The organism is Saccharothrix sp. NRRL B-16348 (assembly GCF_001280085.1).
Lineage (GTDB): Bacteria > Actinomycetota > Actinomycetes > Mycobacteriales > Pseudonocardiaceae > Actinosynnema.
On record NZ_LGED01000057.1, the window covers coordinates 78,654 to 91,439 of the forward strand.

Genomic DNA, 12,786 nt, shown 5'->3' on the forward strand with positions numbered 1-12,786 from the left:
GCCGTGGCGGAAGGGGCGGTGCCGCCCGCCAGGGGGTTCCGGTGGGGGCCGGTGTCCGGGCCGCTGCGGTGGCGGCCGTTCGCCGTGGTGGTCGTGGGGCTGGTGCTGGTGGTGCTCGCGGGCGCGGTGAGCGTGGCCCGCGGTGACTTCCCGATCCCGCTGGGGCAGGTGTTCGACGTGCTGCTGGGCGGCGGGCAGCGCGGGCAGCGGTTCATCGTGCTCGACCTGCGGCTGCCGCGGGCGTTGACAGGGGTGTTCGTCGGCGCGGCGCTCGGGGTGGCGGGCGCGGTGTTCCAGTCGATCGCGCGCAACCCGTTGGCCAGCCCGGACATCCTCGGCGTCACGTGGGGCGCCGGGGCGGGCGCGGTCACCGTGATCACGTTCGCCGGGTCGCTGGGCGCGGTCGGCGGGACCGCGGCGACGGTGGGCGTGCCGCTGGCGGCGCTGGGCGGTGGGCTGCTGGCCGGGCTGCTGGTCTACGGGCTGGCGTGGCGGCAGGGGATCGAGGGGTTCCGGCTGGTGCTCGTCGGCATCGGCGTGTCGGCCGTGACCGGCAACTTCACCCACTACCTGCTGACCGTCGGCGACGTGACCGACGCGGCGCGGGTGATGGTGTGGATCACCGGCAGCCTCAACGGGCGCGGGTGGGAGCACGTCGTGCCGGTCGGGGTGGCGCTGGCCGTGCTGATCCCGGCGGCCCTGGTCGGGACCCGGTTGCTGGGCGCGCTGCAGTTCGACGACGACACCGTGCGCGGGCTGGGCGTGCGGCTCAACGGCGCGCGGACCGTGATGCTGCTGCTCGCGGTCGTGCTGGCCGCCGTGGCGACGGCGTCGGCCGGGCCGGTGGCGTTCGTGGCGCTGGCGTCGCCGCAGATCGCGTTGCGGCTGGCCGGGACCGCCACGCCGCCGCTGCTCGGGTCGGCCGTGGTCGGCGGGCTGCTGGTGGTGGTGTCGGACCTGGTCGCGCGGCTGGCGTTCGGCGGTTTCGAGCTGCCGGTGGGCGTGGTGACCGCGGTGCTCGGCGCTCCTTATCTGATGTACCTGCTCGTCCGCAGTCGCCGGGAGGCACGGGTATGACCGCTGTTCGGCTGCAGGCGCAGTCGCTGTCCGTGGGGTACGGGGAGCGACTGGTGGTGTCCGGGCTGGACCTGGACGTGCTGTCCGGTTCGGTGACGGCGGTGATCGGGCCCAACGGGTGCGGCAAGTCGACGTTGCTGCGCGCCCTGGGGCGGCTGCTGCCGGCGCGTTCGGGCGCGGTGGTGCTCGACGGCAAGCGGATCGACCGGACGCCCACCCGTGAGGTGGCGAAGGTGCTGGCGATGCTGCCGCAGTCGCCGCAGGCGCCCGAAGGCCTGACCGTGGCCGAGCTGGTGGCGCGCGGGCGGCACCCGCACCAGGCGTGGTACCGGCAGTGGTCGCCGGAGGACGAGGCGGCGGTGGCGTCCGCGCTGGAGATGACCGCGATGACCGGGCTGGCCGACCGGACCGTGGACGAGCTGTCCGGCGGGCAGCGGCAGCGGGCGTGGATCTCGATGGCGTTGGCGCAGGGCACGGACCTGCTGCTGCTGGACGAGCCGACCACCTACCTGGACCTGGCGCACCAGATCGACGTGCTGGACCTCGTGCAGCGGCTGCACCGCGACTTCGGCCGGACCGTCGTGATGGTGCTGCACGACCTGAACCTGGCCGCCCGCTACGCCGACCGGCTGGTCGCCATGAAGGACGGGCGGATCGTGGTGGCCGGCGAGCCGTCCGACGTGCTGACCGAGCCGAACCTGCTGGACGTCTTCGGCCTGGACGCCCGCGTCGTCCCCGACCCGGTCACCGCCACCCCCTTGGTGATCCCGATCGGCCATCGCCACCGCACCCCCGAGCGTTGAACTCGGGTGTTCCGAACGTAGGACACGCCTGTTCCGAACGTAGGACACGCGCGACGCGAACGTAGGACTCTCGCGCGTGTCCTACGTTCAGAACGCGCGTGTCCTACGTTCGGAACGGGTGAGTTGAACGCTCAGGACGGGGTCAGCAGACGCGGGGGCACGTGGCGCAGGCGTCGGCGTTCGGCAGCACGAAGTGGAAGCAGCAGCTCTCGCGGCGGCGGGTCCAGCCGGTGTCGGTCGCGCGCAGCGTCGACGCCGAGGTGAACGGGTCGAGCTTGGCCGGCAGCAGCAGCGCCGAGTCCATCACACCCGCCGTCTCGTCACCGCACAGCTGACCCGCCGTCCACGCCGCGCTGTCCAGCGCGTCCGTGGCCGCCGCCCACAGCATCCGCCGTCCCAGCCGCACGGTCGGCCCGAACGCGCCCACGAACTGCGCGCTGTGCGCCGCGAACCGGGCCCGCAGCAACGCCGCCAACGCGGTCTCGTCGGCCACCTCGGTCGCCGCCGGGTGGTCGCCCTCCGGGTCGTCCGGGAGGCACGCGAACTCGTCGCTCAGCAACGCCACGCCGACCACGTGCGGCCTGCCCTCGGCCGCGACCTTGACCGCCACGTCGGCGGGCCGCAGCGACGGCACCCGCCGCGCGGTGTGGAACAGCAGCCCGCCCAGCACGCCGACGACGTTGAGGTACCAGCTCATCACGTACCCGGCCGTGGTGCGGTCGGGCGCCTCGCCGTGCTGCTCCCGCAGCCACTCCGCCAGCGCCTTGCGCCACGCGTCGAACCGCTCCGGCTCGCCCAGGAACTCCGAGCACAGGACCCAGTCGCCGCGCTCGGCCGGCAGCCCGAACCGCAGCTCGAAACCCTCGTACAGCGACACCCGCCCCAAGGACCGCGCGACGGGCGTCGTCACGTCGCACGCGGTCGTCGTCACCGGTACGGTCATGTCCAGAAGGTCCTCGTCGGTTCGGGTGGCCGAGTGGGTTCAGCGGAGCGGGTTGAGGCTTGCCTAACCTTACCGAGGTTCCCCTAACTCGCACCTCGTCGGTGACCCGGGTCACCCCTCGTGTCGCCGAACGGTTGAATGTTCGCGCTCAGCGGACAACACCCGTTCCGTGGAATCTCGCTGGCAGATCACGCGTTGATACCGATGTCAGAGATCCCCGAAGACGGCTGCCTGCGATCGGGAACTGAGAGTGTCGGGGCTGACGACTACAGTGGTCCCACGGTGCCGCGCTCTCCAACGGTCAGCCAGACGGTCGGCCAGGGGTGAGCCCGAGGACCGCCGGCGCAGCAGTCAGGGAGTGCGAATGTTCGAAAGGTTCACCGACCGCGCGAGGCGGGTGGTTGTCCTGGCCCAAGAAGAGGCCCGGATGCTCAACCACAACTACATCGGCACCGAGCACATCCTCCTGGGGTTGATCCACGAGGGTGAAGGTGTCGCCGCCAAGGCGCTGGAGTCGTTGGGGATCGCGCTGGAGGGCGTCCGCCAGCAGGTCGAAGAGATCATCGGCCAGGGCCAGCAGGCCCCATCCGGCCACATCCCCTTCACCCCGCGCGCCAAGAAGGTGCTCGAGCTGTCACTGCGCGAAGCGCTGCAGCTCGGACACAACTACATCGGCACGGAGCACATCCTGCTCGGCCTGATCCGCGAGGGCGAAGGCGTCGCCGCGCAGGTGCTGGTCAAGCTGGGCGCGGACCTCAACCGGGTGCGCCAGCAGGTTCTCCAGCTCCTGTCCGGCTACTCCGGCGGCAAGGAGCCGGCCGAGTCCGGCGGCCGCGGTGAGGGCACCCCGTCCTCGTCCCTGGTCCTCGACCAGTTCGGGCGCAACCTGACCGCCAGCGCGCGGGAGGGCAAGCTCGACCCGGTGATCGGGCGCACCAAGGAGATCGAGCGGGTCATGCAGGTGCTGTCCCGCCGCACCAAGAACAACCCGGTCCTGATCGGCGAGCCCGGCGTGGGCAAGACCGCCGTGGTCGAGGGCTTGGCCCAGATGGTGGTCAAGGGCGAGGTGCCCGAGACGCTGAAGGACAAGCAGCTCTACACGCTGGACCTGGGTTCGCTGGTGGCGGGCTCGCGCTACCGCGGTGACTTCGAAGAGCGTCTGAAGAAGGTGCTCAAGGAGATCCGCACGCGCGGCGACATCATCCTGTTCATCGACGAGATCCACACTCTGGTCGGCGCGGGCGCGGCCGAGGGCGCGATCGACGCGGCCTCGATCCTCAAGCCCATGCTGGCCCGCGGCGAGCTCCAGACCATCGGCGCGACCACCCTCGACGAGTACCGCAAGTACGTCGAGAAGGACCCCGCCCTGGAGCGCCGGTTCCAGCCGATCCAGGTCGGCGAGCCGTCGCTGGAGCACACGATCGAGATCCTCAAGGGTCTGCGGGACCGGTACGAGGCGCACCACCGCGTCTCGATCACCGACTCCGCGCTGGTCGCCGCGGCCACGCTGGCCGACCGGTACATCAACGACCGGTTCCTGCCGGACAAGGCGATCGACCTCATCGACGAGGCGGGCGCGCGGATGCGCATCCGCCGGATGACCGCGCCGCCGGACCTGCGCGAGTTCGACGAGAAGATCGCCGACGTGCGCCGGGACAAGGAGTCCGCGATCGACGCGCAGGACTTCGAGCGCGCCGCGAAGCTCCGCGATCAGGAGAAGACGCTGCTGGGCCAGAAGGCCGAGCGGGAGAAGCAGTGGAAGGACGGCGACCTCGACGTCGTCGCCGAGGTGGACGACGAGCAGATCGCCGAGGTGCTGGCGAACTGGACCGGCATCCCCGTGTTCAAGCTCACCGAGGAGGAGACCACGCGTCTGCTCCGCATGGAGGACGAGCTGCACAAGCGGATCATCGGCCAGGTCGACGCCGTCAAGGCCGTCAGCCAGGCGATCCGCCGCACGCGGGCGGGTCTGAAGGACCCGAAGCGCCCGTCGGGCTCGTTCATCTTCGCCGGCCCGTCCGGTGTGGGTAAGACCGAGCTGTCGAAGGCGCTGGCGAACTTCCTGTTCGGCGAGGACGACGCCCTGATCCAGATCGACATGGGCGAGTTCCACGACCGCTACACGGCGTCGCGCCTGTTCGGTGCCCCTCCCGGGTACGTCGGCTACGAAGAGGGCGGGCAGCTCACCGAGAAGGTGCGCCGCAAGCCGTTCTCCGTGGTGCTGTTCGACGAGATCGAGAAGGCCCACCAGGAGGTCTACAACACGCTGCTCCAGGTGTTGGAGGACGGCCGCCTGACCGACGGTCAGGGCCGGACGGTGGACTTCAAGAACACCGTCATCATCTTCACGTCCAACCTGGGCACGTCGGACATCAGCAAGGCCGTCGGCCTCGGCTTCACCTCGGGTCAGGACACCGCGTCCAACTACGAGCGCATGAAGAACAAGGTCAACGACGAGCTGAAGAAGCACTTCCGGCCCGAGTTCCTCAACCGCATCGACGACATCATCGTCTTCCACCAGCTCACGCAGGACGAGATCATCAAGATGGTGGACCTGATGATCGCCCGCGTCGAGACGCAGTTGAAGAACAAGGACATGGCGATCGAGCTCACGGATCGCGCGAAGAGGCTGCTGGCCAAGCGCGGGTTCGACCCCGTGCTGGGCGCCCGGCCGCTGCGCCGCACGATCCAGCGGGAGATCGAGGACCAGCTGTCGGAGAAGATCCTGTTCGGGGAGATCCAGCCCGGCCAGATCATCATCACCGACGTCGAGGGCTGGGACGGCGAGTCCGAGTCCGACGACAAGGCGCACTTCACCTTCCGCGGCGAGACCAAGCCGCTGCGGGTGCCGGACGCCCCGCCGGTCGACCTGGCCGCCTCCGGTGGCGACTCGGGCGGCGACTCGGACTCCGAGTCCGCCTGACCGCACGATCGAACGGAAACGCCTCTCGGGTTCGCCCGGGGGGCGTTTCCGCGTTCCGGCCCGAAGTCAGTGCAGGGTGCCCGCGGTGACGCGCAGGTCGGTGGACGTGGTCAGCGACGTGCGGACGATCAGCTCCAGCGCCCGCGCCGTGGTGGCGACGGGCAGGCTGGGGTGACCGCCCGCCTCGGCCTGCTCCGGCGAGAACGGCACGTGCACGAACCCGCCGCGCACGCCCGGGAACTCGGTCGCCACCAGGTGCATGAGGCCGTAGAACACGTGGTTGCACACGAACGTGCCCGCCGAGTGCGACACCGACGCCGGGATGCCCTCGGCCGCCAACGCCGCCACGCACGCCTTCACCGGCAGCCCGGTGAAGTACGCCGCCGGCCCGCCGGGCACCACCGGCTCGTCGACGGGCTGGCCGCCCGCGTTGTCCGGGATCCGGGCGTCGTCGAGGTTCACCGCGACGCGCTCCGGCGTGACACCGGCCCGTCCGCCCGCCTGTCCCACGCACACGACGAGGTCGGGGCGGCGGGCGGCGAGCGCGTCGCGCAAGGCGGTGACCGAGTCACCGAACACGCACGGCAGGCGCAGCTTGGTCAGCCGGTAGCCGTCCGGTCGCACGGCGTCGACCGCGTCCCACGAGGGGTTGGCGACCTCGCCGCCGAACGGTTCGAAGCCCGTCAGCAGAACGTCCACTCGGGCAGACTAGATCGCGTGGTCGACATCGAGGAACGCCGCACCAGGCGCAAGGGGACGACGTTCCTGCTGGTAGTGGCGGCCATCACGTTCCTGCTCGCCGCGTTCACCCGGCTGCTCGGCATCGACGGCACCCGGTACATGGTCGCCACCACGGCCCTCACGCCCTACTTCACGGCGGCGGGCGTGGCGCTGGGCGGGCTGGCGCTGCTGGCGCGGCGCTGGGCGGTCGGCACGGTGACGTTGCTGGTCGCGGTGGTGCTGGTGGCGGCGGTCGCGCCGCGGGCGTTCCCCGACTCACGACCGGTCGGCGTGGGCCGCGAGGTGACCGTGATGGCGGCGAACCTGCTGGTCGGCAAGGCCGAGGCGGAGGCGGTCGTGGCGGCGGTGCGGGCGCACGACGTCGACGTGCTCGCGATGCAGGAGCTGACGCCGGCGATGGTCCGCGACTTCGAGCGCGCGGGACTGGACGAGGTGCTGCCGTACCGGCACTTCCTGGACGAGCCGGGCGGCTCCGGGTCCGGCATCGCGTCCCGCTACCCGGTGTTCCCGCGCACGCTCACGCCGCCGAGCACGTTGCGGCAGGCGGGCGCGCTGGTCGACCTGCCCGGCGAAGACCTGGAGGTGCTGTCCGTGCACCCGCTGCCGCCGGTGGTCGACGACGGGCCGGAGAACTGGCAGCGCGACATGGCCGGCCTGCCGGAACGGGAGCTGGACGGGCCGGTGCGCGTGCTGGCGGGCGACTTCAACGCCACCCTGGACCACGTCGGCCTGCGCCGGCTGCTCAACGGCGGCTACGTGGACGCCGCCGACCAGGTGGGCGCGGGCCTGAACCCGACGTGGCCGTCCGGCGGCGCGCTGTGGCCGCCGCCGGTGACCATCGACCACGTGCTGGTGGACGACCGGTGCCCGGTGGACACGTTCGCCGTGGTGGACGTCCCCGGCTCGGACCACCGGGCCGTGGTCACCCGATTCGTCGTGCCAGCTCGGTGATCGCGGCCAGCGCGCCCATCGGCAACGACACACCGCGCCCGTGCCGCACTTCCGGCTCACGCGGGTTGATCCGGATCAACGCGCCCGACGCGGCGCTCGCCAACTCCGCCTGACGCCGCACGGTCGGCACCGCGACCCCCGCCCCGAGCTCCAGCACGGCGAGGTTCCGGTGCGCGCGCCGCCACTGGGCCAGCCCGTCCAACGCCTTCTGCGACGGCCCGCCGACCCACGACCAGTCGCCGAACATGAGGATGTTCGGCCGCGCGAGCCCACCGCAGTTGCGGCACGACGGCAGCGGACCGGTCGCCCGCATCGACTCGGGGTCCACGTCCACCACGACGTCCTCGGCGGGCCACACGTCGTCCGTGCACGGCTCCACGCACTGCAGGTGGTGGATCGACCCGTGCACCTCGGCGACGTCGGCGAACCCGGCCCGCTGGAACTGGCCGTCCACGTTCGACGTGAACACCCGCGCGCCCCACTCCCGCAGCACGCGGAACCCGTCGTGCGGCACCGTGCGCCGGTACAGGTCGAGCCGGTGCCCGTAGAAGCCCCACGCGAGCGTCGGGTCCGCCACGAAGTGCACCGGGTCGGCCAGCTCCTCGAACCGCAGCCCCAGCCGCTCGTAGGGCGGGTACGCCTGCCAGAAGCCGGTGGCGCCGCGGAAGTCGGGCAGGCCCGAGTCGACGCCCATCCCGGCGCCCGCGCACACGAGCACCGCGTCGGCGGAGGTGATCAGCTCCGCCGCGCGGTCGAGCGCCTCGTTCACCCTCTCGAGGTCACTTCTTCGCCTCGGAGCTGAGCACGACCTCGAACTCCAGCAGGTCCGACCCGGTGCCGACGGGCTTGGCGCGCTCGCCCGAGTGCGCCTCCTTGGCCCGGCCGCCCATCCAGTTCTGGAAGTCCTCCTCGGTCTCCCACTGGGTGACCACGAAGTACCGCTCGTCGCCCTTGACCGGCCGCAGGAGCTGGAAGCCGAGGAAACCGGGCTCGGAGTCCACCGCGCCCAGTCGCGCGGCGAACCGCTTCTCCAGCTCCGGGCCCGAGCCGTCGGGCACGTGGATCGCATTGATCTTCACAACCGCCATGCCCCGACGTTACTGCGCTTCGGCGGGTTCCGTCTCGTGGCGGGCCCGGTGCGCGCGCACCTTGTGCCGGTTGCCGCAGCGCTCCATCGAGCACCAGCGGCGGTTGCCGGACCGGGACGTGTCCGCGAACAGCAGGCCGCAGTCGGCCGCCGAGCACTTCCGCACGCCGCCGTGCGCGACCAGCTCGACCGCGTCACGGGCCGCCGCGCCGAGCACCTGCGTGCCGGTGATCGGCAGGGCCCACGTGAGCGCGCGCGTCCGCGGGTCGACGACCGGCCGCGGTGTCTCGGCGGTGGCCGCGTTCAGGACGTCCAGGCTCGCGGGCGGCAGGTCGGCGTCCCGGACCATCGCCCGCGCGACGTGCCAGAACGCGTCACGCAGCCGCTTCACCGCGTCCAGTTCGGCTTCGGTGACGCGCACGTCGGCCGCGGTGAACGGCGCGGTGGCGGCGAGGCGCGAGTCGACCAGCCACGCGGCCAGGTCGTCCGGCGCGTGCAGGGCCTCGAACACCCGAAGTTCGTCGGGGCCGCCGCTGACCAGCAGTTCCATCGCGAAGCTGCCGGCGTCGAAGCGGAAGCTCTGCCCGTCGGGCCGGGTCAGCGTCCTCGTCCACGTGGCCATGTAACCACTGTAGCCAGTTTCACGGACCGGCCAGGGGAGTCACCGGCGCAGCGGACCCGGGTAGAGGAACTCGTCGGCGGGCACCTGGTCGCCCCGGAACCACGCGGCGAAGAACGCGTCCAGCTCCTGCCCCGACACCCGCTCCGCGTGCGCCTCGAACTCCGGCCACGACGCGTTGCCGTCCCGGTTCGCGGTCGTCCAGTCCTTGAGCACGCGGTCGAACGCCGGGTCGCCGATCTGGCGGCGCAACGCGTGCAGCGCGAGCTGGCCCTTGTCGTAGACGCCCCGGAACTCGTTGCCCCGGCCCATGTCGTAGAGCTTGCGGCCCCAGTACGTCTCGCGGTCGGCGACCCGCTCGACCTCGGCGAGGTAGCGGTCGTCCAGGTCGACGCCCTCCTTGGCCTCCGCCCACAGCCACTGGGCGTAGGAGGCGAAGCACTCGTTCAGGCAGATGTCGGCCCAGTTCTCCAGGCTCACCGAGTCGCCGAACCACTGGTGCGCGTTCTCGTGCACCACCGTGTCGAGGTCGGCCCAGCCCGCGTAGATCGGCCGGGTCTGGGTCTCCAGCGAGAAGCCGATGTTGTCGGCCAGGAAGATCCCGCCCGCCGACTCGAACGGGTAAGGCCCGAACTTCTCCGCCAGGAACGCGAGCACCTCCGGCAGCCGCTCCTGGTGCTGCCTGCCGTTCTCCGCGCCCGGCGCGTAGGCGTCCACCACGGGCGTGCCGTCGGGCAGCGTGGACCGCTCGACGGTCCACTTGTCGATCGCGATCGTGGTCAGGTAGGTGGCCATCGGCTGCTCGGCGACCCAGCGGAACGACGTCCAGCCGTCCGCGCTGGTCGAGCCGCCCTCGACGCCGTTGGAGATCACCGACCAGCCGTCCGGCACGCGTGCGGTCAACGCGAACGACGCCTTGTCGCGCGGGGTGTCGTTGGCCGGGAACCAGGTGGTCGCCGAGTGCGGCTCGCCCGCCGCGAACGCGCCGCCGGACGACGAGACCTGCCAGCCGCTGCGGCCCAGCGCGCGGTCCTCGAACAGGGTCGGCTCGCCGCCGTACCGGACGGTGGTGGTGAACTCCTCGCCGTTCGCCAGCGGCGACCCCGGCGTGACGACCAGCTCGTGGTCGCCCTCCTGGCGGTACTCGGCCGCCTGGTCGCGCACGTCCACGCCGGTGACCTTCAGCGCGTACAGGTCGAGGTTGAACCGGGACAGGTCGGTGGTCGCCTTGGCGGTGATCTTCGCGACCCCGTCCAGCCGCTTCGTCGCCGGGTCGTACGCGACCGACACGTCGTACGCGCTGACGTCGTAGCCGGTGTTGCCGTCCCGCGGGTAGTAGGCGTCGCCCGCGCCGTCCCCACCCTCGGCGTTGATCACCGGAGGGCTGGTCGAGGACGACGTCGACGGCGGCGTCGAGGCCGACGTCGCGGTCGGTTCGTCCTTCGGCAGCCTGGCCACCACGATCCCGGCCACCACCAGCACCACGATGACGACGATCAGGTACGGGCGCGCCTTGGGACTCATGGCCATGCCGACATGATGCACGCATGAGCGTTGCGGAGTTCGGGGGATCGGGGCAGGGCATCCTGCTGCTCCACGGCCTGATGAGCCGGGCGAGCACGTGGTGGACGGTGGCGCAGTGGCTCAAGCGGTACGGGCGCGTGGTGGCGCCGGACGCGCGCGGGCACGGCCGCAACCCCGTGCGGGGCCCGTACCGGACCGAGGACTTCGTCGCCGACGCGGTCGAGGCGATCGAGCGGCACGACCTGGCGCCCGCCGTGGTGATCGGGCACTCGATGGGCGGGCTGCACGCGTGGGCGCTCGCCGCGACCCGGCCCGACCTGGTGCGCGCGGTCGTGGCCGAGGACGTCGTGCCGGACAACCGCGGCCGCACGACCGACGAGTGGAAGTGGTACTTCGACACGTGGCCGCCGGCGTTCGAGTCGTTGGCGCACGTCCGGACGGTCGTGGACGTGCCGCGGGTAGAGGAGATGTTCGAGGAGCGCGAGGACGGCTGGCACCTCATCGCGGACCTGCCCGACCTGTACGAGATCGCCTCCGAGTGGGGAGAGCGGGCGTACTGGGACTACGTGGACGCGATCCGCTGCCCGATGCTGGTGATCGAGGCCGGGATGGGCGGGCTGCGCGCCGGGCAGATGGCGGAGGTGGCCCGCCGGACCGGCGCGACGCACCTCGTCGTGCCCGAGTCCGGCCACGTCGTGCACGACCAGGCGCCGGACGTCTACCGGGGCGCGGTGGAGGCGTTCCTGAGCGGGTCGATCGACCCGGTCTGAGTGTCCACGATCGCCATCTCGCGGGTCTTGGCGCGGATCGGCGTGATCGGGTGCAGCTCGGCGAACGCGGTCTTCACGTCGGCGTCCTCGCCGTCGACGAGCCGGCAGTGGGGCACCCAGTTGCCCGGCAGGTGCTGGGCGTTGGGGTGCTTCACGCGGCCCGCGAGGACGTCGTGCACCGCCGAGTGCACGGCCAGCAGCTCGGCGTCCACGACCGCGCCGAGCTGGAGGGTGTTCTCCGTGGCGCTCAGGGTGTGCAGCCAGACGTCAGGTAGCCACAGCCGGGACAGGTCCTCGCGCAGCTCGGCGCGCACCTTCGGCCCGATCGTGCCCGCCGCCGCGTAGGTCAGGTGCGGCGGCAGCTCGGACCTCGCGCCGATCCGCCGCCACAGGGACCGCACGGCCTGGTCGGCCTCGGCGTCGAAGAACACCACCAGCGCGTGCACGGTCAGTGCTCCCCGGGCAGGGCGAACAGGCCCTCGCGCGTCTGCTCGACCAGGCCGTCGGTGAGCAGCGAGTGCAGGCACCGGTCCCGCTGGCCCGCGTCCGACCACACCACGTCCAGCCGCGCCTTCGCGACCGGCTCGGCCGTGCCGCGCAGCACGTCCAGCAGCAGGCCGCGCACCTGCCGGTCGGTGCCCGCGAACTTCTGCACGGCCTTCGCCGGGCCGTCGTACGCCGGGCGGCCGTTGAGCTGCCACGCGCACGCGTCGAACACGGGACAGTCCGCGCACTTGGGCGCGCGGGCCGTGCAGACGAGCGCGCCCAGCTCCATCAAGGCGGCGGAGTAGACGGCGGCGGGCCCGTCCTCGTCGGGCAGCAGGGCTTCGACGTCCCGCATGTCCTTCGTGGTGGACGGCGGCCCGGCGTCGCCCGCGCCGTGCACGGCCCGTGCGACGACGCGGCGGACGTTCGTGTCGACCACCGGGCACCGCTGCCCGTAGGCGAACGCCGCGACCGCCCGTGCCGTGTACGCGCCGATGCCCGGCAGCGCCAGGAGGGTGTCCACGTCGTCCGGGACCACGTCGTCGTGCTGCTCGGCGATGGCCTGCGCGGCGGCGTGCAGCCTCAGCGCGCGGCGCGGGTAGCCCAGCTTGCCCCAGGCGCGCAGCACCTCGCCCTGGCTCGCCTCCGCCATCGCCGACGGCGTGGGCCACCGGGCCAGCCACTCGTGCCAGATCGGCTCGACCCGCGCCACGGGGGTCTGCTGCAACATGATCTCGCTGACGAGCACGCCCCACGCCGTGCACTCCGGCCGTCGCCAGGGCAGGTCGCGGGCGGTGTCGGCGAACCAGTCGAGGAGGAGGTCGGCGTCCAGGCTCATAGCGCCGCACAGTCTTCCACGACC

Annotated in this window: 13 protein-coding genes; 5 read left to right on the forward strand and 8 right to left on the reverse strand. The window is 72.0% G+C overall.

All coding sequences use genetic code 11. From position 1 onward, the window contains the following. The first annotated feature begins 3 nt into the window (after nucleotides 1-3). Nucleotides 4-1,077, forward strand: a complete 1,074-nt coding sequence (locus ADK67_RS08505) for a FecCD family ABC transporter permease (RefSeq protein WP_197289343.1) — start codon at nucleotides 4-6, stop codon at nucleotides 1,075-1,077. After that, nucleotides 1,074-1,880 carry an ABC transporter ATP-binding protein gene (locus ADK67_RS08510; protein ID WP_053715844.1) on the forward strand — a complete coding sequence of 269 codons (807 nt, stop codon included), beginning with the start codon at nucleotides 1,074-1,076 and terminating at the stop codon, nucleotides 1,878-1,880. The genes ADK67_RS08505 and ADK67_RS08510 overlap by 4 nt, the downstream gene beginning before the upstream one ends. 142 nt (nucleotides 1,881-2,022) lie before the next feature. On the opposite strand, the gene ADK67_RS08515 is transcribed toward ADK67_RS08510, so the two are convergent. After that, entirely contained in the window at nucleotides 2,023-2,823 is an 801-nt protein-coding gene (locus tag ADK67_RS08515) for a (2Fe-2S)-binding protein (protein ID WP_053715845.1), read from the reverse strand. A 364-nt stretch (nucleotides 2,824-3,187) separates the two neighbouring features. Here ADK67_RS08515 and ADK67_RS08520 point away from each other — a divergent pair, with 364 nt between their 5' ends. Further along, the gene (locus tag ADK67_RS08520; RefSeq protein WP_053715846.1) at nucleotides 3,188-5,746 is read left to right on the forward strand and encodes an ATP-dependent Clp protease ATP-binding subunit; all 2,559 of its coding nucleotides are present in this window, start codon (nucleotides 3,188-3,190) and stop codon (nucleotides 5,744-5,746) included. Nucleotides 5,747-5,812: 66 nt separating this feature from the next. Here the strand turns inward: ADK67_RS08520 and pcp are convergent, their stop codons facing one another. Next, nucleotides 5,813-6,445 (reverse strand): pyroglutamyl-peptidase I, encoded by a 633-nt coding sequence (pcp, locus tag ADK67_RS08525; protein WP_053715847.1) that lies wholly within the window; start codon nucleotides 6,443-6,445, stop codon nucleotides 5,813-5,815. Nucleotides 6,446-6,463: 18 nt separating this feature from the next. Here pcp and ADK67_RS08530 point away from each other — a divergent pair, with 18 nt between their 5' ends. Next, on the forward strand, nucleotides 6,464-7,438 hold the full coding sequence (locus tag ADK67_RS08530; RefSeq protein ID WP_053715848.1) for an endonuclease/exonuclease/phosphatase family protein: 975 nt from the start codon (nucleotides 6,464-6,466) through the stop codon (nucleotides 7,436-7,438). On the opposite strand, the gene ADK67_RS08535 is transcribed toward ADK67_RS08530, so the two are convergent. From ADK67_RS08535 to ADK67_RS08550, 4 genes are read right to left on the reverse strand one after another with little or no spacing between them, the layout of a single operon-like run. After that, the gene (locus ADK67_RS08535; RefSeq protein WP_053715849.1) at nucleotides 7,410-8,207 is read right to left on the reverse strand and encodes an SIR2 family NAD-dependent protein deacylase; all 798 of its coding nucleotides are present in this window, start codon (nucleotides 8,205-8,207) and stop codon (nucleotides 7,410-7,412) included. The two genes, ADK67_RS08530 and ADK67_RS08535, sit on opposite strands and share 29 nt — an antisense overlap. A gap of 10 nt (nucleotides 8,208-8,217) precedes the next feature. Continuing rightward, nucleotides 8,218-8,526: an antibiotic biosynthesis monooxygenase family protein gene (locus ADK67_RS08540; protein ID WP_053715850.1), complete on the reverse strand. Its 309-nt coding sequence runs from the start codon at nucleotides 8,524-8,526 to the stop codon at nucleotides 8,218-8,220. A 9-nt stretch (nucleotides 8,527-8,535) separates the two neighbouring features. After that, nucleotides 8,536-9,147, reverse strand: a complete 612-nt coding sequence (locus tag ADK67_RS08545; RefSeq protein ID WP_053715851.1) for a CGNR zinc finger domain-containing protein — start codon at nucleotides 9,145-9,147, stop codon at nucleotides 8,536-8,538. 39 nt (nucleotides 9,148-9,186) lie between these two features. Then, a complete protein-coding gene (locus ADK67_RS08550; protein ID WP_053715852.1) occupies nucleotides 9,187-10,674 on the reverse strand; it encodes a M1 family metallopeptidase in 1,488 nt (495 codons plus the stop codon). Between the two features lie 17 nt (nucleotides 10,675-10,691). Here ADK67_RS08550 and ADK67_RS08555 point away from each other — a divergent pair, with 17 nt between their 5' ends. Beyond that, on the forward strand, nucleotides 10,692-11,438 hold the full coding sequence (locus ADK67_RS08555) for an alpha/beta fold hydrolase (protein WP_053715853.1): 747 nt from the start codon (nucleotides 10,692-10,694) through the stop codon (nucleotides 11,436-11,438). Here the strand turns inward: ADK67_RS08555 and ADK67_RS08560 are convergent. Both ADK67_RS08560 and ADK67_RS08565 read right to left on the reverse strand, forming a co-directional pair. Beyond that, complete coding sequence (locus tag ADK67_RS08560; RefSeq protein WP_053715854.1) at nucleotides 11,387-11,884, reverse strand: 2'-5' RNA ligase family protein; 498 nt, start codon at nucleotides 11,882-11,884, stop codon at nucleotides 11,387-11,389. The genes ADK67_RS08555 and ADK67_RS08560 overlap by 52 nt on opposite strands. A 2-nt stretch (nucleotides 11,885-11,886) precedes the next feature. Further along, nucleotides 11,887-12,762 (reverse strand): A/G-specific adenine glycosylase, encoded by an 876-nt coding sequence (locus tag ADK67_RS08565; protein ID WP_053715855.1) that lies wholly within the window; start codon nucleotides 12,760-12,762, stop codon nucleotides 11,887-11,889. Nucleotides 12,763-12,786 lie beyond the last annotated feature (24 nt).